Origin of the sequence: Clostridium polynesiense (assembly GCF_000820705.1) — a bacterium.
Taxonomy (GTDB): domain Bacteria; phylum Bacillota; class Clostridia; order Clostridiales; family Clostridiaceae; genus Clostridium_AA; species Clostridium_AA polynesiense.
This window is the reverse complement of the sequence record NZ_CCXI01000049.1, coordinates 22,349-44,815: the sequence shown is the minus strand read 5'-3', so window position 1 is coordinate 44,815 and position 22,467 is coordinate 22,349. Positions and strand designations below refer to the sequence as shown.

General features: G+C 33.8%; 23 protein-coding genes and 1 pseudogene. 1 reads left to right on the top strand and 23 read right to left on the bottom strand.

Going from position 1 to position 22,467, the window contains the following annotated elements:
• Positions 1-165 precede the first annotated feature (165 nt).
• Positions 166-1,194, bottom strand: a complete 1,029-nt coding sequence (locus tag TA89_RS04960) for a deoxyguanosinetriphosphate triphosphohydrolase (RefSeq protein ID WP_040211393.1) — start codon at positions 1,192-1,194, stop codon at positions 166-168.
• Positions 1,195-1,348: 154 nt separating this feature from the next.
• Between TA89_RS04960 and TA89_RS04955 the strand changes: the two genes are divergently transcribed.
• Positions 1,349-2,416 carry a CotS family spore coat protein gene (locus TA89_RS04955; protein ID WP_040211391.1) on the top strand — a complete coding sequence of 356 codons (1,068 nt, stop codon included), beginning with the start codon at positions 1,349-1,351 and terminating at the stop codon, positions 2,414-2,416.
• 56 nt (positions 2,417-2,472) lie between these two features.
• On the opposite strand, the gene ppdK is transcribed toward TA89_RS04955, so the two are convergent.
• From ppdK to dnaK, 22 genes and pseudogenes are all read right to left on the bottom strand, one after another.
• Positions 2,473-5,103: a pyruvate, phosphate dikinase gene (gene ppdK / locus TA89_RS04950; RefSeq protein ID WP_040211389.1), complete on the bottom strand. Its 2,631-nt coding sequence runs from the start codon at positions 5,101-5,103 to the stop codon at positions 2,473-2,475.
• 71 nt (positions 5,104-5,174) lie between these two features.
• Positions 5,175-5,807, bottom strand: coding sequence for a transcriptional regulator CcpN (gene ccpN / locus TA89_RS04945; RefSeq protein ID WP_040211387.1), 633 nt, complete (start codon positions 5,805-5,807; stop codon positions 5,175-5,177).
• A 192-nt stretch (positions 5,808-5,999) separates the two neighbouring features.
• Positions 6,000-6,614 (bottom strand): DUF4342 domain-containing protein, encoded by a 615-nt coding sequence (locus TA89_RS04940; RefSeq protein WP_040211386.1) that lies wholly within the window; start codon positions 6,612-6,614, stop codon positions 6,000-6,002.
• Between the two features lie 5 nt (positions 6,615-6,619).
• Positions 6,620-7,360: a DNA repair protein RecO gene (recO, locus tag TA89_RS04935; RefSeq protein ID WP_147590073.1), complete on the bottom strand. Its 741-nt coding sequence runs from the start codon at positions 7,358-7,360 to the stop codon at positions 6,620-6,622.
• Between the two features lie 23 nt (positions 7,361-7,383).
• The gene (gene era / locus TA89_RS04930; protein ID WP_040211382.1) at positions 7,384-8,274 is read right to left on the bottom strand and encodes a GTPase Era; all 891 of its coding nucleotides are present in this window, start codon (positions 8,272-8,274) and stop codon (positions 7,384-7,386) included.
• Positions 8,275-8,283: 9 nt separating this feature from the next.
• The gene (locus tag TA89_RS04925; RefSeq protein WP_040211380.1) at positions 8,284-8,685 is read right to left on the bottom strand and encodes a cytidine deaminase; all 402 of its coding nucleotides are present in this window, start codon (positions 8,683-8,685) and stop codon (positions 8,284-8,286) included.
• A 71-nt stretch (positions 8,686-8,756) separates the two neighbouring features.
• The gene (locus TA89_RS04920; RefSeq protein ID WP_040211378.1) at positions 8,757-9,455 is read right to left on the bottom strand and encodes a diacylglycerol kinase; all 699 of its coding nucleotides are present in this window, start codon (positions 9,453-9,455) and stop codon (positions 8,757-8,759) included.
• Positions 9,456-9,481: 26 nt separating this feature from the next.
• Entirely contained in the window at positions 9,482-9,982 is a 501-nt protein-coding gene (ybeY, locus tag TA89_RS04915) for an rRNA maturation RNase YbeY (RefSeq protein ID WP_040211376.1), read from the bottom strand.
• Between the two features lie 18 nt (positions 9,983-10,000).
• Entirely contained in the window at positions 10,001-12,049 is a 2,049-nt protein-coding gene (locus TA89_RS04910) for an HD family phosphohydrolase (protein WP_040211374.1), read from the bottom strand.
• A gap of 22 nt (positions 12,050-12,071) precedes the next feature.
• On the bottom strand, positions 12,072-13,211 hold the full coding sequence (gene yqfD, locus TA89_RS04905) for a sporulation protein YqfD (RefSeq protein ID WP_040211371.1): 1,140 nt from the start codon (positions 13,209-13,211) through the stop codon (positions 12,072-12,074).
• Between the two features lie 2 nt (positions 13,212-13,213).
• Positions 13,214-13,495 carry a sporulation protein YqfC gene (gene yqfC / locus TA89_RS04900; RefSeq protein ID WP_040211406.1) on the bottom strand — a complete coding sequence of 94 codons (282 nt, stop codon included), beginning with the start codon at positions 13,493-13,495 and terminating at the stop codon, positions 13,214-13,216.
• A gap of 143 nt (positions 13,496-13,638) precedes the next feature.
• Complete coding sequence (locus TA89_RS04895; protein ID WP_147590075.1) at positions 13,639-14,091, bottom strand: GatB/YqeY domain-containing protein; 453 nt, start codon at positions 14,089-14,091, stop codon at positions 13,639-13,641.
• Positions 14,092-14,114: 23 nt separating this feature from the next.
• On the bottom strand, positions 14,115-14,291 hold the full coding sequence (rpsU, locus tag TA89_RS04890; RefSeq protein WP_003441547.1) for a 30S ribosomal protein S21: 177 nt from the start codon (positions 14,289-14,291) through the stop codon (positions 14,115-14,117).
• Between the two features lie 122 nt (positions 14,292-14,413).
• Positions 14,414-14,758 (bottom strand): histidine triad nucleotide-binding protein, encoded by a 345-nt coding sequence (locus TA89_RS04885; RefSeq protein ID WP_040211355.1) that lies wholly within the window; start codon positions 14,756-14,758, stop codon positions 14,414-14,416.
• 12 nt (positions 14,759-14,770) lie between these two features.
• Positions 14,771-16,078: a tRNA (N(6)-L-threonylcarbamoyladenosine(37)-C(2))-methylthiotransferase MtaB gene (mtaB, locus tag TA89_RS04880; RefSeq protein WP_040211354.1), complete on the bottom strand. Its 1,308-nt coding sequence runs from the start codon at positions 16,076-16,078 to the stop codon at positions 14,771-14,773.
• On the bottom strand, positions 16,078-16,827 hold the full coding sequence (locus tag TA89_RS04875; protein ID WP_040211352.1) for a 16S rRNA (uracil(1498)-N(3))-methyltransferase: 750 nt from the start codon (positions 16,825-16,827) through the stop codon (positions 16,078-16,080). Before TA89_RS04875 ends, mtaB begins: the two co-directional genes overlap by 1 nt.
• Positions 16,828-16,843: 16 nt before the next feature.
• Positions 16,844-17,785 (bottom strand): 50S ribosomal protein L11 methyltransferase, encoded by a 942-nt coding sequence (prmA, locus tag TA89_RS04870; RefSeq protein WP_040211350.1) that lies wholly within the window; start codon positions 17,783-17,785, stop codon positions 16,844-16,846.
• 286 nt (positions 17,786-18,071) lie between these two features.
• Positions 18,072-18,287 (bottom strand): helix-turn-helix domain-containing protein, encoded by a 216-nt coding sequence (locus TA89_RS04865; protein ID WP_040211348.1) that lies wholly within the window; start codon positions 18,285-18,287, stop codon positions 18,072-18,074.
• A gap of 13 nt (positions 18,288-18,300) precedes the next feature.
• On the bottom strand, positions 18,301-18,777 hold the full coding sequence (locus TA89_RS04860; protein ID WP_040211346.1) for a DUF2975 domain-containing protein: 477 nt from the start codon (positions 18,775-18,777) through the stop codon (positions 18,301-18,303).
• 216 nt (positions 18,778-18,993) lie between these two features.
• Entirely contained in the window at positions 18,994-19,176 is a 183-nt protein-coding gene (locus TA89_RS04855) for a hypothetical protein (protein ID WP_040211344.1), read from the bottom strand.
• Positions 19,177-19,383: 207 nt separating this feature from the next.
• The gene (gene dnaJ, locus TA89_RS04850; RefSeq protein WP_040211342.1) at positions 19,384-20,526 is read right to left on the bottom strand and encodes a molecular chaperone DnaJ; all 1,143 of its coding nucleotides are present in this window, start codon (positions 20,524-20,526) and stop codon (positions 19,384-19,386) included.
• Between the two features lie 92 nt (positions 20,527-20,618).
• A pseudogene (gene dnaK / locus TA89_RS04845) lies at positions 20,619-22,467 on the bottom strand (molecular chaperone DnaK).

Here is a 22,467-nt window from a genome sequence, read left to right as displayed (position 1 = left end):
ACATAAAAATTTATAATCCTTCTTTTTTAAATATTTTTAAACAAGTTTTAAACTTATTTTCCCCTATTATATATTCTTTACGAAATATAAATATCCTTCTTATTTTATGTGGTTATTAACATAAATAGTTTAAACCTATAACCTTGAAATTTATTCCTGTGTTTGTCAATAAATAACAGACTTAGGCACGAAGAGTTTGTTAAAAACCATCAGGCAGTAATCATCGCTCATTCCTGCTATATAATCCGCAACTCCTCTTTCAATTCCCTGATGTTCTACAACACTTCTATAAACTTCCGGCATTTCTTCCGGATGCTTTATAAAATGTTCAAAAACCTGATACAAAACAAATTTAGCTTTGTCTCTTTCCTCTTTTAGTACAGGTCCATTATATACATTTACAAACATAAATTTTCTTAAATCGGTAAGTGCCTTATCTACATCCTCACTTAAACTTACTTCAATTCTATTATTTTCTATATTTTCTAAAGTATTTATAATGATATCTTTTACTAATGTTCCAATTCTATCCCCATGTGTCTGTCCTAATTTGTTCATTATATCTGCGGGAAGCTCTTTATGTTTAAGCAATCCAGCTCGAATGGAATCATCTATATCATGATTAACATAAGCTATTTTATCGCTATACTTTACTATTTGCCCTTCCAGGGTAAAGGCTTTCTCTGAAAGCTTAGAAAAGCCTGTATGATGCAATATTCCATCAATAACTTCCTTGGTTAAGTTTAACCCTTTTCCGTCCTTTTCCAGATATTTCACCACTCTTACACTCTGCTCATTATGTTTAAATCCTCCGGGGAGAAGTTTTGCAAGCACTTCTTCACCGTTGTGAGCAAAGGGCACATGGCCTAAGTCGTGTCCTAATGTAATCGCCTCAACCAAAGACTCATTAAGTCCAATTCCTCTGGCTATGGTTCTTGCTATTTGCGAAACCTCTAGAGTGTGAGTTAATCTTGTTCTGTAATGATCACCAGAGGTTTTGATATAAACCTGTGTTTTATGTTTTAATCTTCTAAATGACTTTGAATGAATTATTCTATCTCTGTCCACCATATACACTGTTCTTACGTCATCTTCAGCTTCATACTCTTCTCTTCCTAAAGAGTTTTCTGATAAAGCAGCTTCTTTTATAAGTGTCAATCTTTCAATTTCTTCAATTTTTTCTCTAATCCTCATAATTAACACCTCTATTTATTATTTCTACAAATAGCACTTAAATCCTTCAATTTAATATATAATTAATAATTACCATATTTTATTAATTATATGTATAATATCTAAATTTAATTAATATATTCTTATTGTAGATTATTTTGGAAGGGGTTTTATCATGTCAGAAACCGTTAAAGCAAATGTATACAGCTATCTATCGGAGCAAAATGTAAAAGCTCAAGTACTTCCTTATTACGGCTTGGAAAAGGGCTGTATAACTCAAATTAAATTTAAAGATACTGATAAACAGAGAGCTGTTTATAGAATAGATTTCAAAGACAAAAGCTACTGCTTAAAGAAGGTATATTATGAAATACCTGACTTACTATTCGTTTACTCTGCTTTAGAGTGGTTTTATAGATATAATATAAATGTTCCCAGACTGCTTCCAACAGTTGATAAAGGAAGATTCGTAAAATACAAAGATATGCTTTTTATACTTACTCCATGGATTGAAGGAGTCAAATGCTCCTATGATAATATCGACCATATAATTGATTCTGCTTCTAATTTAGCCCGTATGCATAGTGCAGCAAAAAAATTCACTCCCATGGACGGGAGCTCAAATAAGAAACAATTAGAGGATATATTTTTATCCACTCAAAAGCATTATGATAATATATTATACTGCTCAAGTCAAGCTTTTCAGCTTAGAGATAAATTTTCAAAGCTTTTCCTTAATCATTTTGAAACAAATATAAAATTAGCAAAAACAGCCCTAGAGGCAGCTTCGACTATAAATATAAGCAACCTTACTACATCCCTCTGTCATCTGGACTACGTGAATAAAAACATTTTATTTGACAGTAAAAATGAAGTCTGGGTTATAGATTTTGATAAATGTAGCATTGATTACCGCTCTCATGACATCAGTTATTTTCTAAGAAGATTATTAAAACGAGATAATACAAAGTGGGATTTAGAAATTGCCGTAAATGCTATTACCGCTTATGAAAAAATATCCCCTCTTTCCTTTGATGATATGAAGTATATATTCGTATACCTATCCTTCCCTCAAAAATATTGGAAAATATCAAAGGATTATTATAATAATCTAAAAAAATGCAACAAAAACTCCTTTTACATACTGCTTACAAAAGCAGTGGAAAAGGATGACTTTCAGCTAAGTTTTGTAAAGGAATTTAAAAAATATATTGAAAATAGGTATGATACAAGTATATTTTAATAATTAATGCAATTTGTAAAACCCACTGATAAATCAGTGGGTTTATATATTATGTCTTATCTCTTATTTTTAACCTGTGCTTGTGCTGCTGCAAGTCTTGCAACTGGAACTCTGAAAGGTGAGCAGGAAACATAGTTTAATCCTACATTATGGCAGAATTCTACAGATGCAGGATCTCCGCCATGCTCTCCACATATACCAAGCTTAATGTTTGGTCTTGTTTGCTTACCTTTTTCAGCAGCCATTTGTACTAATTGACCAACACCGGATTGATCAAGCTTAGCAAATGGATCTTGCTCGTATATCTTCTTCTCATAGTAATCAGCTAAGAATTTACCAGCGTCATCTCTTGAGAATCCGAAGGTCATTTGAGTTAAGTCATTTGTACCAAAGGAGAAGAATTCAGCTTCTTTAGCTATTTCGTCAGCCAATAATGCAGCTCTTGGTATTTCAATCATTGTACCAACGCTGTACTCTAACTGAACTCCCTTTTCTTCCATTACCTTTTTAGCTGTTTCAACAACTACATCTTTAACATACTTAAGCTCTTTTATTTCTCCAACAAGAGGAATCATTATCTCAGGAACTATATTGAAGCCTTTATTCTGCTTAACTTCTATAGCAGCTTCTATTACAGCTCTTGTCTGCATTTCAGCTATTTCTGGATATGAAACCGCAAGACGGCATCCTCTGTGTCCCATCATTGGGTTGAACTCATGAAGAGACTCTACAGTAGCTTTTAGCTCCTGGAAAGTTAATCCCATTTCTTTTGCTAATTCTTCTACTTCATCATCTTCGTGAGGAAGGAACTCATGTAGTGGTGGATCTAAGAATCTGATTGTAACCGGTCTTTCTTCCATAGTCTCATAAAGTCCTGCAAAGTCTTCTCTTTGCATTGGAAGAAGTTTTTCAAGAGCTTTTCTTCTCTGCCCTTCATTTTTAGCAACAATCATTTCTCTAACTGCAGCAATTCTGTCCTCTGCAAAGAACATATGCTCAGTTCTGCATAAGCCGATACCTTCAGCACCAAACTCAACAGCCTGCTTAGCATCTCTTGGTGTGTCAGCATTTGTTCTAACTTTTAATACTCTTATTTCGTCAGCCCATTTCATGAATGTTTCAAAATGGCCTGAAATTTCAGGAGCAACTGTTTTAATAGCTTCTCCGTAAACATTACCTGTAGAACCATCTATAGAAATAAAATCTTCTGAAGTTAAGACTTTACCATCAACAGTTAAAGTTTTTGCGCTTTCATTAACTTTTAAATCACCACAGCCAGCTACACAGCAAGTTCCCATACCTCTAGCAACAACCGCAGCGTGAGAAGTCATTCCTCCTCTTACTGTTAATATACCTTCAGCAGCTACCATACCTTCTATATCTTCTGGAGAAGTTTCAAGTCTAACAAGAACTACTTTTTCTCCTGCTTCTGCTCTTTCTTTAGCTTCTTCTGCAGTAAAGGCAATCTTTCCGCAGGCAGCTCCTGGTGAAGCTGGTAATCCTTTAGCTATTGGAGTAGCTTTCTTAATCTCTGCCTGATCAAAGTTAGGATGCAATAATGTATCCAATTGCTTTGGATCAACCTTTAATATTGCTTCTTCCTTAGTATTCATTTTTTCTTCTACTAGTTCAACAGCAATTCTTAAAGCAGCCTGAGCTGTTCTCTTACCATTTCTTGTCTGAAGGAAGTATAACTTACCGTCTTCGATAGTAAACTCCATGTCCTGCATGTCTTTGTAATGATCTTCAAGAGTGTTAACTATGTCAACAAATTCTTGATATATGTGAGGCATTTGATCATTTAAATGATCTATTGGCTGAGGTGTTCTTATACCAGCAACAACGTCCTCACCCTGAGCATTCATTAAATACTCACCATAAATTTTTCTTTCTCCTGTTGCAGGGTTTCTTGAGAAAGCAACTCCTGTTCCTGAAGTTTCACCTTTATTACCGAATACCATTTCCTGTACGTTAACAGCAGTACCCCAGCTTGAAGGGATATCATTTAATCTTCTGTATACGTTAGCTCTTGGGTTATCCCAGGATCTAAATACAGCAGTTACTGATTCTATTAATTGAGTTTTAGGATCGCTTGGGAAGTCTTCACCCTTCTCTTTTTTGTAAAGCTCTTTAAACTTAGCAACTAAGTTCTTAAGGTCTTCAGCATTTAAGTCTGTATCAAGTTGAACACCTTTAGCTTCTTTCATTTCATCCATTAGATTTTCAAATAATCTCTTTTCAACACCCATAACAACGTCAGCAAACATTTGTATGAATCTTCTATAAGAGTCATATGCAAATCTTGGATTATTTGTAAGCTTAGCCATTGCTTCAACGGTTTCATCATTTAAGCCAAGGTTAAGTATTGTATCCATCATACCAGGCATGGATGCTCTCGCACCGGATCTTACAGAAACAAGTAAAGGTTTCTCTAAATTACCGAATTCCTTGCCAGTTATTTTTTCAAGCTCACTCATTTTTTGATGTATTTGATCTATAACATCTTGAGCAATAACTTTTCCATCCTCATAGTACTTATTACAAGCTTCTGTTGTAACAGTAAATCCTTGAGGAACAGGAATACCAAGTGATGTCATCTCTGCAAGGTTTGCACCTTTTCCACCAAGCAGGTTTCTCATGGACGCGTTACCTTCACTGAAGAGGTAAACGTATTTTTTGTTATCCATCAACAACTCCTCCATTCGTAGTATGTTTATTATGTATATACTAAAGGGACCAAAAAGCCCCTGTTAGCTTGCTATTTTAATTCACTAAGCTTTAAAAAGAGCCTAGTGATGTTGGTCTTTGAAACCTTACCTACTACCTTCAACTGTTCTTTTCCTTTAATTAATTGCTTTTCAACAACAGGTATGCTGTCAATTTCGTGATGTATTATCTTTTTTGCTACTTCATAAGCATTATCTTCAGGACTAACAGTGATGATATTTGGCATTCTGGTCATGATTACTCCTATTGGAACCTTATGTATATCAGTGCCTCCCATGGAAATCTTAAGAAAATCTTTTCTGGAAACTGTGCCTATTAAAAAGCCTTGATTTTCTACTGTAAGACCTCCCACATCGTGAAGAAACAAATATACTATAGCATCATAAACCATAGTATCTTCAGTAACGGATACCGGCTTAGACATGATACTTTTCACCTTCGTGTTGGTTATATAATCGTAAACAAGACCTCCATATGGCTTATCAGCATAAATGTAACCAACTTTTGGTTTAGCTTCAAGTATGCCTGTCATTGTTAATATTGCCAAGTCTGGTCTTAATGCAGCTCTAGTTACACCTAGTTTGGCAGCTAAAGCTTCACTGGTTATGGGTTGAGATTCTTTAACTAAGTGGATTATTTTTTCCTGCCTGGGACTTAACTTCAATGACTTCACACCTTTCACCATATACTATCAGACCTATGCAAAGTTACATTTCAATACTGACATATCTATTATATCATTTTATTCTATAATTAAAAGAGTTAAATTACGAAATTTTCTACAGCCTTAGTAAAATGTTCCTTGCTATCCTCATTGGTGCAATACAGCTTAAAATTTCTCCACTAGCAATTGGTTTTAGTCTTTATTTTCGTCATCTTCCTGGTCAAATTTAACAGTATAAGTATACATTGGTTCGTCCTTTATATCACTTCCGGTTTTACCAGAAAAAGGATTTTTAAAATCTCCTTTTGCCTCATTATATTTACCCTTAATATCTTCTGCAAAATCAGACATTTTACCCTTTACATCCTTCATGGTATTTTTAACTACAGTATTTATAACCTCTACACTGCCATCATCTTTAGTTACTTCGATAGTAAGTTTCACAGCTACAGTGGTTATTAATGCAATGGCCAATATAGGAGGCCATAATACAGCGATGACACCGGCAGCTATACCAGCGTTTACAGGAACATCTACTAATATCCTACCCTCTTTCTTTACAACTATTCTGCTTACATTGCCTTTTTCCACAAGTTTCTTTATAAATAGCTTTAGCTCCTCTAAGGTTGTATATGCTTCATCTTTAAAGCTGCTTTCCATGTCCTGTTTTTCATAGTTATTTTCTAAATAGATTATTGCTTCTAAAACATCTCCATTGCACTTTATAAGTGCTTCTTTTGCCTGAGCATAGGTTACTCCAGTCCTCTCTCTTACAGCATCCACCTTTTCAAGTGTTATTTCTTCCATAAATATCACTCCTTTATTAGATTTAGCATATCCAGGCTTTTAGGCCTTTTAGCATAGTTTATAGATATAATATAGGAAAGCAGTTTAAAAACTTCCTTTTTAATATCTTCATTTACATTCAACTTATATATCTTATCTAATGGAGTCTGCATTAAAAATCTCAAGGTATTATAAGCAGGCTTTGATATAAACATAGCATGTTCCTTAGAACAGTCTTGGCATATACCTCCGTAATAATTCAGATCAATATAGCTGGAGATATTAATCTTTTTTCTGCATACCGCACAGTTTTCGAGATTTAATCCGTAGCCGGTATTTTTTAGCAATTTAATTTCAAATGCTCTTAAAAGAAGCTCATCATCCAAAGCATTTGTATTTAATAAATACATAGCTGTGGTAAAATCTTTAAATAATATAGGATTTATTTCTCCTTCAGGAAGAGCTATATCAATAAGCTCACATAAATATGATGCATAGGTCAGTTTTTCAAATTCTTTTAAAAGCCCCTGAAACGAATTTATTATCCTTCCTTCTGTTATATTATATAGATTTCTTCCTTTAAATAGCATATACTGAGCAAAGCAGAAAGGCATAGTTACTGACATTAAAGAACTCCTGCTTTTTTTCGAACCTTTTGCGATAGCTGTTATTTTACCCATCTTTTCAGTAAATAACCATACAAGCTTATCATTTTCCTTATAATCCTGCGTTTTAATTACTACCCCATGGCTTTCTATAGCGGGCAGAATATCATCTCCTCGTTAACTATCTATTTATTTTTTTTGTATCCCAGCTCTTTTAAAAACAGTGGATTATCTCTCCACTCTTTTCTCACTTTAACCCAAATCTTTAAATTAACCCTGCTGTCTAAAAATCTTTCTATGTCCATCCTTGCATATTGACCAATCTTCTTAAGAGTTTGACCATTTTTTCCTATTATAATAGCCTTATGGGAATCTTTTTCACATATAAGATCCACTTCTATATTATACAGCCCTTTATCATTTTGCTTCATAATTATAACATCCACAGCTATACCGTGGGGAACTTCCTCATTCAAAAGTCTAAGTGCTTTTTCTCTTATTATTTCTGATACTATAAATCTTTCTTGTACATCGGCAATCATATCTTCAGGATAGTATTTAGGTCCTTCCGGAATGATATCTATCATAGGCTTCAGCAGTGTATCTGTATTTTTCCCTTTTAAGGCTGATATCGGTATAATTTCCTTAAAATCAAAGGCCGTTGAATAGGTATCTAAAGTTTTAGCAACCAATTCATGTGGGTTTTCATCCACCTTATTAACCACCAAAAACACAGGTACATCCATATCCTTTAATTGCTCTAAAATAAAGGAATCTCCTTTACCCATTACTTCTCCTGGTGTGGTAAGGAATAAAACCAGATCAACATCCCTAGCTGCATCCTGAGCAGAATTAACCATATACTCTCCCAGCTTATGCCTTGGTTTATGAATTCCAGGGGTATCTACAAAAACTATCTGATAATCTTCTCCATTTAATATTGTATTAATGTTATTTCTTGTAGTTTGGGGCTTGCTTGATACAATTGAGAGCTTTTCTCCCATTAATAGATTTAATAATGTTGATTTACCTACATTAGGTCTTCCCATTATAGTCACAAATCCTGATTTAAACATAATTCCTCCTTAGTTGTTTAGGTCTTTTTTTGTAAATGACCCAGGCAATATCTCATCAAGTGTCATTATCATATATTCATTTTTATTTTTTACTACTATAATTTCAATATCTCCGTTCTCAGCAAACTCAGCTATTACCTGTCTGCATATACCGCATGGAAAGGTATAGCTATTGGGATCTCCTGTTACAGCTACAGCTTTAATGGTTTTATAACCTTCTGCTACTCCTTTAAAAATGGCGGTTCTTTCTGCACAGTTGGTAGCACCGAAGGAAGCATTTTCAATATTACATCCTGTAAATATTTTGTCTTCCTCCATAAGCACCGCAGCTCCTACCTTAAAATTTGAATAGGGAGCATAAGCATATTCCCTTGCTTCTATAGCACCATTTATTAATTTTTCATATTCCATAAGAAATCCTCCATTAACAATTATTCATCTTCATTAAATTATAGCATTATTACCATTTTATGCAACTTTAATCAATTGAATAGCAGAAAAATCAAAAGAGTAAGAGCTGCACCGAAAAGCGCTCCTAAAACTACCTCTAAAATGGAATGTACTTCAGAATCAACTCTACTTTGTGCCACTATGAAGGCTAAAAGATATGCCAGGAGTATAGACGTAGACTCTTCAGTAATTAAAGCTATAGTGGTTGCAATAGAGAAAGCTATGGCACTGTGACCGCTGGGCATTCCGCCTTTAAGTGGAGTTCCTTCTCCGTAAATGGCTTTTACCACTATGGTAGCTATAGATACAAATACCAGTACCAGAAAAATCATATAGGGCTCAGACTGCTTTATTTTCACCATAACAGTAAAGGTAAGGGAACTTAATTTATCCCAGAACAATATGTACCCTACTAGCACTGCATTTATAGCAGTTACTAAAACAGCTCCTGCAGCTGTATTTTTTGCTACCTTTGCCAAGGGATGATAGTAATTCGTAGTGACGTCTATGGCACTTTCTATAGCTGTATTTATAAGTTCAGCAGCAATAACCATAGTTATTGTTATGGTAACTATTAAAAGTTCAATTTTGCTTAAATCATATACAAAACACGCTGTGAGAACCATAAGGGTCGCAATCATGTGTATTCTCATATTTCTTTGAGTTCTAACAGAGTAAATTATTCCTTCTATGGCAAAGTTAAAACTATCAACTAACTTTCTTACATTCACCTGTATCCCACCTTGTTATGACTTTACTATCTTTTGATATTTAATTTCTCCAAAATAACTTCTTCCTGTGTCCTCATTTTAATTTTATCTGATTCTTCCATGTGATCATATCCCAAAAGGTGCAGAATGGAATGAACAATTAAATAACAAACCTCTCTTTGAAAAGAATGCCCAAAATCTTCACTCTGCTCTTTTGCTTTTTCTAAAGATAAAACCACATCTCCTAAAACCAAATCATTTCCATCCATATAGGTAAGATTAAAATCGTAATTTAAATACACATCTTTAAAAACTTTTCCATTGGGATAATCCAACATAGGAAAGGATAATACGTCTGTTTCTTTATTGATGTTTCTGGTTTCATTATTAATCTCTGCTATTTCATTATTGTCTACAAATAAAACACTTATTTCATATGGGATTTTAACTCCTTCTTCTCTAAGGGCAAAATCCGCCACCTCTTCAATGGTTCTGTAAAATTCCTCTCCTACTGAAATTTTATTTTGTCTATCGTCTATATAAATCATACAATTTCTCCTTAAGAATCATTGTTTTAATGCCGGGTACTCAATTCGTGAATGATAAATTCCGTTTAGTGTTTTTAAAAAGGATTTTCTGATTTTTTCTAGGTCCTTTAATGTTAAATCACAATTATCCAATTGTCCACAGGATAACTTATCTTTTATAATATTGTTTACCATTTCCTCAATTTTCCCTTTAGTCATATCATTTATGGATCTTACCGCTGCCTCCACACTATCCGCCAGCATGATAATTGCACTTTCCTTGCTGGAGGGAATGGGTCCCGGATATCTGAAGTCCTCTTCCTTTATCTCTTCAGGCTTTTCAGAAGAATTTTTCATGGTAATATAAAAATATTTCACTAAAGTAGTTCCATGGTGCTGTTCTATTACATCCTGAATCACTTTAGGAAGATTATATTCCCTCGCCAGTTCTAAACCATCCTTAACGTGAGATATTATTATAAGAGTGCTCAAATTAGGAGATATTTTATCATGAGGGTTTTCTCTTCCCATTTGATTTTCTTTAAAAAAGAAAGGTCTCTTAGTCTTACCCACATCGTGATAGTAAGCTGCAATTCTGGCAAGCACAGGATTTCCTCCAACTTCTTCCGCTGCCATCTCCGCCAGGTTAGCTACCATAACAGAGTGATGATAGGTTCCCGGTGCTTCCATTAATATCTTTTTAAGCAGAGGATGATTCGGATTTGAAAGCTCTAAAAGCTTAACTACAGTAACAATATCAAAGGTAGTTTCAAAGAAAGGCAGAAATCCGATGGTTAATACTCCTGATAATATGCTCCCTAAGAATGTTAATCCTGTATTTTTCATAATTTCTATAATATTATTGGAGGTCAGCATATTTATACTGAAAACCAAAACGCAGCTTAATATTCCCATATACAAGGTAGAAATCATAATATCGTTTCTCTGCTGCATTTTCCTTAAAAATGTTGCTCCCAATATTGTGCTTAATAGTGCAAGTAAAGTAATTTCTAAATTAAAGGAAACAACACCGCTGATCAGTATACAGTTTAATATACTGGTGATTGTTGACACCTTGTAATTTAGCAGCAGCGTGAAGAGCATTGGCGCACAAGCTAAAGGAATGAGGAAAGGCGATATTATCGAAAAAGCTCTAGCTAAAACTAATGAAGTTATGTTTACTATACATATTAAAATAAGCTTGCTGTTATCATTAAATATATCCTTATAATATAGGTATAAATAATAAAATTGAAGAAACAGCACTAATCCAACCAGTATTCCTAAAGTAAGGTAAACATACCAATCAAGCCCTGAGCTTTTCAAAAGTCCAAGATCATTTAAAAGCATTATCTGCCTTGCATTAATAGGTTCTCCTTCTTTAATGATAATTTGATTTTTCTTTACCATAACCGGAGTAATATCATTTGCTGCCTGTTTTCTCATTTCTTCTGTCTTTTCTTTGTCAAGAAACAAGTTTGGCTTTAAATGAGAATAAGCAATTGTCTTTCCTATCTCTCTTAAAGATTTATTAAAATTAGAAGTGTTAAATCTTGCATCTACAAGAACCTGTGCATCTTTAATATCCTCTGGTTTTCCTTCTTCAATCTTACCTTTATAAACATCGTTTAAAACATTTATAATTTCATCTTGAAACTTTTTCAAATTCTCCCTGCTTAAGCTTAGAAGCACCTGTATTTCTTCATCTGTAAGATTAATTTCCCTACCATCCCTGACAGCGGAGATCTTTTGAATATCATCTCCTGGAGAATCTTTCACCACTTCGATTTTTTTAAATAAGGCAGTTACATTTTCTACGGAATCTTTTCCAACTTCAGTTCTTTCACTATACTGATTGGGAACTTCCGAAACTTTCTTTTTCGTAGCTGCTTCAGTTAAGTACTTATCTACCACGTCTCTGGTGGCCTTTATATCACTTTTTGCTATGTCTCCTTCATTATAACTGTATTTTTTAGTTATTAATGAAGTCATAAGAATAGCATAAGTAACAAAAAAGGCAGTTAAAACTATAAAAATTCTTTGGGGTTTTTTATATTTAGTTATTTTAAACATATTAAAGATTTTCATCTTATGCCACCTTCTTAATCTTTTATTCCTTTAATATAGGAACCTCTGCAATATTTTCCTCTACAACAAATAGCATTCTAACTCGTATCCCATCTTGAATATTATCTACAAAAACCTTCTTTTCTATGACTTTTGAACTTTTATCCATCTGCTGTATTCTTTCATTTTCAAGGTCTTTAGACGCCTCGTTTACCGCTTCTTTTATATCAATATTTATTTCCTTTTCTTCCTTCTCATAAAAATCTATTATATTATAAAACATTTTACTACTTTCCATTTTATCATAGCTTTCAAAGCTTTTAGTAGCTTTTTTTAGATAAATTTTAATTCCTGCTATATTAATAAATATACTGCTATCCTTATCTCCGGTATATATATTTTCTACCCCTGTAGTTTTAATTTCCCTGAAACTCTCATAAAATGTCTTTGCTATTACATCACCCTTGGCAGCAACATCATATTCCTGGCCTTCCTTACCTTCAGTTCCTTTAATCAATACTTGTCCTTTTTTAACTAAATCTCCTGCTTTAACTGCAGGAGTGCCCTTTATGCTATATATTCTTATAATTTCAGCATCCGCTTTAGAAACTATATCATTTACACCTTCCTTTATAAAAATCTGAGGTGGTGGTGTTTTTTCAGCAATCCTTATCCTTAATCTCGATCCCTCTATCCGTGCCCTTACCCACATTATATTATCATTAACTGATTGAATTTTATCTTCCACTGCAAAAGTATCTATTTTGGATTTCTTAATTCCAGGCTTAATTCCAAACTCCTGCAAATCTCGTCTTATTTCATATGGTGATATATATTTCTCTGTATTTATTTCTACGGCCCACAAATAGTGAGAAAGGTAGTATAAAATACGAAAAAATATCAGAACCCCCCCAATTAACATACCCTTTCTTTTTAATCGCATTAAGAAAAAAGCCAGGCCTTTTCTGCTCATCACTCTAGTCCTTGCACCAAGTCTCTTAGCAAGTTCTTCTAAAGCTGCGTAATCTTCTAAATTAATTTCCATAATGAAGGTAGTTAAATCACTTCTAATTATATTTTTTATAGGAATATTCTTGTTCCACAGCAAATTTATAAATTTCTCAGGAACCAAAGTCTGTACTTCTATAATAAGAGTGCCTTTATTTAGTTTATTTTTACCCATGTTTATTTCCCCTCATAATATATATTAGAAAATTTACCGTTTAAAACCAGGGTGTTCCCCCCTATAAAAACAATTTCAAAACTTGTCCCCTGAATGCATATTATTCCTGCTTTGGAATTTACTTTAATAAGAGAATCATCGAAAGCTACAATACCTTTGTGGTTTTCTATATTTATTTCTCTATCACCTAAAATAGTTATCTTTGGAACATCTAACATAATGTCTCTAGGGAGATCAAGCTTATCAGATAATAATTCTTTAGCTTTATCTAATATATCTTCCATCATTTTTTCCTCATATAATTTCTCTTATATAAAATTATGAGAGTGATTATGAATTAATTCCTACATAGGTCTCTTTAAATTGATAGATATATTATTTATTTTACAATATAAAAAGAACTCACATAAAATGTGAGTTCCGTTAATTATTTATTACTTAAATGTTCTTTTACTAATGTACTTACCAGTTTGCCATCTGCTCTACCTAAGGTTTTAGGACGAACAACAGACATAACTTTTCCCATGTCTTTAATGCTATTTGCACCCACTTCAACAACTGACTGTTGAATTATATCAATGATTTCTTGTTCACTTAACTGCTGAGGAAGGTAACTTAACAAAATCTCAATTTCTTCATTGTATTTATCTACAAGATCTTGCCTGTTTCCTTTTTCGAATTCCAGTATTCCTTCTCTGCGTTGCTTGACTTCTCTTGCTAATATTTCTATAACCTGTTCATCATCAAGTTTAACTCCATCTGTTTTTTCAACAAACAATATGGCAGACCTGGCAGTACTAAGTGTCTCAGCCTTAAACTTATCTCTGGCCTTCATAGCCTGTTTCCAGTCTTCTTGAAGTCTTTCTTTAATGGACATTATAGTACCTTCTTTCAAAAAAAGTTCTATTTAAACTTTCTCTTTCTAGCAGCTTCTGATTTCTTCTTTCTCTTCACGCTTGGCTTTTCATAATGTTCTCTCTTCCTTACTTCGGAAAGAACACCAGCTCTAGCGCATTTTCTTTTAAATCTTCTTAACGCACTTTCAAGTGTTTCGTTTTCTCCAACTTTTATTTCTGACATCTATTATCCCTCCCTCCGCTAGCTCATATTATATAACAATATAACAGCCTTCGGGTTAAATAGCACACGCTTTATTATACAATAGACCTTAAAATTCTGTCAAGAATTTCATTGTTTAAATTTTATAGAGGAGGCCAATTAAAGCTTTTCCCTCCAAATAAATGAAAATGAAGATGTGGAACGGTTTGACCACCGTTAACTCCGCAGTTATTTACAACTCTGTATCCATCTTTTTCAATTTCAAGCGTCTTTGCAAGCTTATTTATAACTAAAAAGATATGCCCTATTATCTCTGAATTTTCTTCATTAATATTATTTACACTCTCAATATGAGCTTTAGGTATTATGAGCACATGGACCGGAGCCTCAGGCTTGATATCCTGAAAAGCTAAGACTTTGTCATCTTCATAAATTTTTTTACTGGGGATATCTCCCTCTACTATTTTACAAAAGATACAGTCATTCATATTATCACCTCCTTAATGGAGTATATGTCCAGCAGCATATTCTCCGCAGCATTTATCCATAATTACCGGCACTATTTTGCCGATTATTTCCTCATTATTATATTCTACCACCATTTTAATATAATTTGCAGTATAACCTTCATATAAATTACTACTGTCTTTTACCTTCTGCTCTATAAGCACCTGCATTTCTCTTCCTATAAAGTTCTCTATAAACTCCTTTTCATTCTTTTTATTAAGTTCTATAAGGAGATCACTTCTTATATCCTTAATGTTCCCATCCACCTGATCATCCATATTAGAAGCTTTTGTGCCTTTTCTTGGACTATATTTAAAAATGTGAGTTTTGCTTAATCTGATTTCTTTTAAGAAATTATAGGTAGTTTGGAATTCTTCTTCAGTTTCTCCAGGAAAACCAACTATTACATCAGTAGTTATACTTACGTCCTCTATGTTATTTCTTAATATTTCAACTATAGCTTTATATTCCTCTGCAGTATACTTTCTGTTCATCCTTTTAAGAGTTTCTGTGCAACCGCTCTGAAGGGAAAGATGGAAATGAGGGCATAATTTTTTAAGCTTAACTATCCTTTCCACTACGCTTTCTGTAAAAAATGTAGGATCTATAGAACCTATTCTGACTCTCTTAACACCCGGAACAGCCTCTATCTCCTCCAATATATCTACTAAAGTTACCTGCTCCTCTAAATCTACTCCATAGGATGCTGTATGTATTCCTGAAAGAATAATTTCTTCAAAACCATGCTCTGAGAGTTTTTTTATTTCTTTCAGAACCTTTTCTTTAGGCTTAGAACATACTCCCCCTCTCGCATAAGGTATGAGACAGTAGGAACAGAACCTATTGCAGCCATCCTGAATCTTTAAAAAAGCTCTTGTTTTATCTTGATATTCTTCAATGTTAAGATCTTCGAAGACTTTATTCTTAAGCACTTCTCCTACCTTTATTATCTGACTTGATTCTTCTCTGGCTCTGTTAACCCAGTAAACTATTTCTCCTTTATTCCTTGTTCCTAAAACCACATCTACTCCTTCTATAGCTCCTACTTCCTTTGGAGCTATCTGTGAGTAGCATCCTACTACCGCTATAACAGCGTCCTCATTTAGCCTTCTTGCTCTTCCTATTATCTGCCTTGATTTTTTATCTCCCATATTAGTAACAGTACAAGTATTTATAACATAAACATCAGCTACATTAGAAAAATCCACCACTTCATAGCCTTCTCTGATAAATTTCTCCGCCATAGCTTCTGATTCATATACATTGACTCTACAGCCCAATGTAGCAAAAGCAACCTTCATTAGATATTTCCTCCTAAATCACCAAGTTCATATTGAATTAATGCAGCAGCAGTAAATCCCGCTGTTTCGGTTCTGAGGATACGAGGTCCAAGAGTCACTACTTCCCCGCCAATTTCCTTTAAAGCACTTATCTCCTCCTCCTCAAATCCTCCTTCAGGGCCAATTACTATTGCAACTTTAATTACTTCTTTATCCTTAATTTTTTTAACCATTGTTTTTATACCGTAATTTTCAGCATTTTCATAAGGAACCACAATCAAATCCTTTTCCTTTAACTCTTCTATGGCGCTGTGAAAATTTAACGGTTCTTTAATTTCAGGAATAATGCTCCTTTTACACTGCTTGCACGCCTCTAAGGCTATCCTTTGAAGTCTTTCCAGCTTCTTAAATTCTCCCTTTAGAACTATATCTACTCTAGAAGTAATTATTGGTACTATTTCATTAACTCCCAATTCTGAAGCCTTCTGCACGATGAGATCCATTTTACTGGCTTTAGGGAGTCCCTGATATAAAGCGATATCCACATTACTTTCATTATTCACTTCTAATTTCTTAATAATATGAACACTGACTGCTTTTTTGCTTATATTATGAAGCTTTCCTAAAAACTCTTCTCCCGACTGATTATTAACAATTATTTCTTGACCCTCTTCCAGCCGAAGAACCTTATAGATGTGCTTAACATCCTCTCCTTCTATATAAGCATAATCTCCCTGAAATAAACTTTGAGGTGTAAAAAATTTATGCATAGGTATCTCCTTACAGTTATTTTAGTATGGCGGTTATGCAGTTCCACTCTCCGTCCTTGTCTGTTTTAACCACTTCAAAACCGCTATTTATCAGTTTATTGGTAACCATTTCTCTTCTTTCATGAATTATACCGGAAGATATAAAGGTTCCTCCGGGCTTTAATACCTTCTTTACATCATCTACTAATACGCAGATTATTTCTGCTATTATATTTGCAACTACAATATCAGCCTGGCCTTCTACCACATCCACCAGATTTCCCTGAATTATTCTAATATTATCCAAATTATTATATTTGACATTTTCTATGGCTGAATCTACCGCTACAGGATCCAAATCTACCCCTAAAACCTCCTTCGCCCCCAGCTCTGCAGCTACAATGGCAAGAATTCCTGAGCCGGTTCCTATATCGTAGATTACTGAATTTTCTTTCACGGTATTTTCTAAAGCTTCTATACACATCTTAGTAGTTTCATGGGTACCTGTACCGAAGGCCATACCAGGATCCAGCTCTACCACCTTTTCTGACTCAGAAGCACTATACTCTTCCCATATTGGCTTAATAACAATGCTTTTTCCGATATTTGTGGGCTTATAATACTTTTTCCAGTTATTTGCCCAATCTTCTTCCTTTACCAAAGCATAAAGCACTCTGCCTTCACCGATATCTATTCCTTCAGTTTTTATATCCTCTAATTTACTTTTAATATTGCTTACTATATCCTCTATTTTTTCATCTTCACTGAAATAAGCTTTAATAACTGCTGCCTCTGCTCCATATTCTAATATATTTATATCTGCAAAATCCCAGGTTAAAGGTCCCTGCTCTCTATCTAATATATCCTGAGGGTCTTCAATAGCAACTCCCTTACAATCCATACCGTAAAAAATACCTGCTACAGGCTCTAAAGCTTCACTGCTTGTAATAACTTTAATTTCAATCCACTTACCCTGCATTGAATTCATTCCTCTCTTATTGTTTTAACTAACAGTATATTTTACACTTTTACCTAAGTTTTTTCCAATAATTTTTGTTTTATATACTGCATCGCTTATTATATTATCACTTTTCCTCGTAAATTTCAGCAGTTTTTTATGATACTATTCTCCATCTAATATTTGATATTTAACTTTTAATTATATGTAAAAAGGAGGGAGCTCCCCTCCTTTTTACAGCATTCTATATTTACTTAATACAATGAAACCATTTGATTTTACTAAGTAATGATTTTATAAAAAAATACTAATCTACATCTTCTTCGATATATTCAAGTATATCACCGGGCTGACAGTTTAAGGCTTTGCATATTTCATTTAAAGTAGAAAATCTAATAGCCTTAGCTTTATTATTTTTCAATATAGATAAATTGGCATTTGTAATATCTATTTGATTTGCTAAATCTTTTAGCGCTACTTTTCTTTTTGCCATCATTACATCTAAATTAATTATAATAGTCATATGTTTACTTCCTCTATATAGTTAAGTCATTATCTTCTTTTATTTTTATAGCTTTATCAAATACCTCAGCGATGACAAAACACATTAATGCTGAAATAAGACATACAATCATAGTGGGTGTTATCGCTCCAGCCTCAGTTTGAAAAATGTGTATAATTCCAGTATTTTTACTACCTTTATATCCAGTAATAAATTCAAAAATGCTATTGATGCCTAAACAACATCCTATAATTTTAAAACTCTTTACGTTGTCAAGTACAAATGGAGTTATATACGTAGTTTTAATTATTGCTATTAATTTTCTAATTATTATAAAATAATTAAAAATATACCCTGTACCTAATGATGAATATAACATCATAGAAAAATTAAAATCTGATATTAGTAATGATATAGACATTATAAAGACACCTATAGTTACTATAGCGGATACTGCTAAGGATAAATATAAAAAGGATAATAAAGAAACCTTTAAAAAGTTAGTACTCATAAATATTTTCTCCTTAAAAATATGTTATATAATTAATTATACCTATAATATTATCGAGTATCAATAATATTATATCATTTTTCAACATATTTTTATTGCTTAGGAATATGATACTCATGAATATATGGCCTGCTTGAGAACAAGCTCTTTATAAACAACAAATTAAGTGTTACTTATAAGAATTATATTAGTAATACTTCTATATTAATAGACTTTTTATAAGTTAACTATCATTTTATATTTATTCGTGTCTACGCTATCATAGATAGTCATTCCCATAACGTTTAAATCCTTATCCAGGAATAAGAGCTTTTCATCATTATTTGCATCTTCTATAGAAAGACCTTTCTCCCATCTTGAATTTTCATCTCTTTTGAACATAATACTTTTAATTATCATAATTAACTCCTCCCTTTTATAATAATATTTATCTCTTAAATTAACAGCATATAAGCTGTGTAGTTATCCTTTCTATATTTTCTATAAAATTGCATCTAAATATATACTATTATCTAAAGGGTGAAAAGATTCCTAAATATTTAAAAAAATTTTATTTAGCCAGAGAACAATTTTCCTTCACACAAAAAAGAGGCAGTAACCTGCCTCTTACTTGTTGCCAAATATCTTATCTATAAATCCCTTTTTGTCTTTTCCTTCTTTATGGTCTTCGTGGCTTTCTCCTGAAGCCTCCATAAACAGCTTCAAAGCTTCTTTTTGCTTTTCATTTAAGGATTTAGGTATATCTACTACTATATTGACGTATTGATCTCCTCTGCCGCTGGAATTTACCTTAGGGACTCCCTTCCCTCTTAATCGGAATAAAGTGCCGGATTGAGTTCCCGCTGGTACAGTGTATTTTACATCCCCATCTACGGTAGGAACGGTAATTTCTGTACCTAAAGCAGCTTTAGCCATGCTGATATTACTATCTATATAAATGTCAAAACCCTTTCTTTTAAAAACCTTAGAAGGAGATACGCTGATTCTTATATATAAATCTCCAGGAGGACCTCCATTATTTCCATGCTCTCCCTGACCTCTTAAAGGAATTATATTTCCGCTGTCTACACCTGCAGGAATTTTCACATTGATCTTCCTATGCTTTCTTTCCTTACCCTTTCCATGGCAGGTGTGGCACGGTGAATCAATAACCTTACCCTTTCCGCCGCACTTATCACAAGTGGTAGTTGAAACAAAGCTTCCTAAAGGAGTGTTTCGTTGAACCCTTATCTGCCCTGAGCCGCTGCATTTATCACAGGTTCTAGCATTAGTTCCTGGTTTAGCACCGCTTCCTCTACAGGTTTCACAGGTTTCATTTCTAGTAATGCTTATATCTTTCTCCACTCCAAAAACCGCTTCTTCAAAGGAAAGGTTTAAATTATATTCAAGATCGCTTCCTCTTTCAGGACCGTTTCTCTTTCTTCCTCCTCCGAAACCTCCTCCGAAAAAGGAATCAAATATATCTCCAAATCCACCCATATCGGAAAAGTCAAATCCTCCGTTAAATCCGCCAAAGCCACTTGAATCAAAATCTGCAGTTCCAAATTGATCATATTGAGCCTTTTTCTGAGGATCACTTAATACCTGGTAGGCTTCATTAATTTCTTTAAATCTTTCTTCAGCCTCTTTATCACCAGAATTCTTATCCGGATGGTATTTAATCGCTAGCTTTCTAAAGGCTTTCTTTATCTCATCATCACTAGCACCTTTTTCTAGTCCAAGAATTTCATAATAATCCTTTTTTGCCATCCATTTCACCACCTACATTTTTACTGTAAAAAGGGGAAGACGAGTTTTGCCTTCCCCTGCAATATTATATCAGAAGTAACTTACTGCGACAATTATTTATTTTCATCATCCACTTTAAAATCTGCATCCACTACATTATCGTCCTGAGGTGCCTGCTCTCCGCCCATGTTTCCGTTATTAGGATCAAAGCCCTGACCTCCCTGTGGGTTTGCTTCTGCATATATCTTTGATGATACAGCATAGAATTCCTGTGTTAATTCTTCAGTTGCTTTTTTAATAGCTTCTAAATCATCACTGTCTTTTATCTTCTTAACTTCTTCCATTTTTGCTTCTATCTTAGCTTTATCTTCAGCAGATACTTTGTCTCCTAAATCTTTCAATGTTTTTTCTGTTTGGTATACTACCTGCTCAGCATTATTTTTAATTTCAATAGAGTCTTTTCTCTTCTTATCTTCTTCAGCAAATCTTTCAGCTTCTTTAACAGCTTTATCTATTTCATCATCAGTTAAGTTTGTTGAAGCAGTTATGGTTATATTTGCTTCCTTACCTGTGCCTTTATCCTTAGCTGAAACATTTACTATACCATTAGCGTCTATATCAAAAGTAACTTCTATTTGAGGAATTCCTCTTGGTGCTGGAGCTATACCTGAAAGAGTGAATCTTCCAAGAGTTTTGTTATCTGCTGCCATCTGTCTTTCTCCCTGAACAACATGAATTTCAACAGAAGTCTGACCATCTGCTGCAGTGGAGAAAACCTGACTCTCTTGTAGGAATAGTTGTGTTTCTCTCTATTAATGGAGTTGCAATACCTCCTAAAGTTTCTATTCCTAATGTTAAAGGTGTAACATCAAGAAGAAGAATGTCTTTAACTTCACCAGTTAATACACCCGCCTGAATAGCAGCACCAATAGCTACACATTCGTCAGGATTTACACCTTTAGAAGGCTCTTTTCCTGTAAAGTTTTTAACAGCCTCAACAACTGCTGGAATTCTGGTGGATCCTCCTACAAGCACTATTTTATCTATTTCATTCATTGAAAGACCTGCATCTTGTAAAGCCTTTCTCATAGGTTCAATAGTTCTTTGTACTAAATCATGAGTAAGCTCGTTAAATTTAGCTCTTGTAAGAGTCATGTCAACGTGTTTTGGACCTGTAGCATCTGCAGTTATAAATGGCAGATTTATAGAAGTCTGAGTAGAGGATGAAAGTTCTATCTTAGCTTTTTCTGCAGCTTCTTTCAATCTTTGAAGAGCCATTTTATCATTTCTTAAATCAATTCCATATTGAGCTTTAAAGTCATCTGCTATATAATTCATTATTTTTTCATCGAAATCATCTCCGCCTAGCTTTGTATCTCCGTTTGTCGATTTAACTTCGAAGACTCCATCACCAAGCTCCAGGATGGATACGTCAAAAGTACCGCCTCCAAGGTCGTAAACTAATATTTTTTGATTTGTTTCAGTTTTATCTATACCATACGCAAGAGAAGCTGCTGTTGGTTCATTTATAATTCTAAGTACTTCAAGCCCTGCGATTTTACCAGCATCTTTTGTTGCCTGTCTCTGGCTGTCATTAAAATATGCAGGTACAGTGATAACTGCTTGAGTTATTGTTTCTCCTAAATATGCTTCAGCATCAGCTTTTATTTTTTGAAGTATCATTGCTGATATTTCTTGTGGTGTATATTCTTTTCCATCAATTACTTCTTTATGATTTGTTCCCATGTGTCTCTTAGTTGAAAGAATTGTTTTATCAGGATTTGTTATTGCCTGTCTTTTTGCAACCTGACCTACTAATCTCTCACCATTTGCCTGAAAGGAAACAACTGAAGGAGTTGTTCTTGATCCTTCTGAGTTAGCTATAACTACAGGGTCTCCACCTTCCATCACCGCTACACATGAATTTGTTGTTCCTAAGTCAATTCCTATTACTTTTGCCAT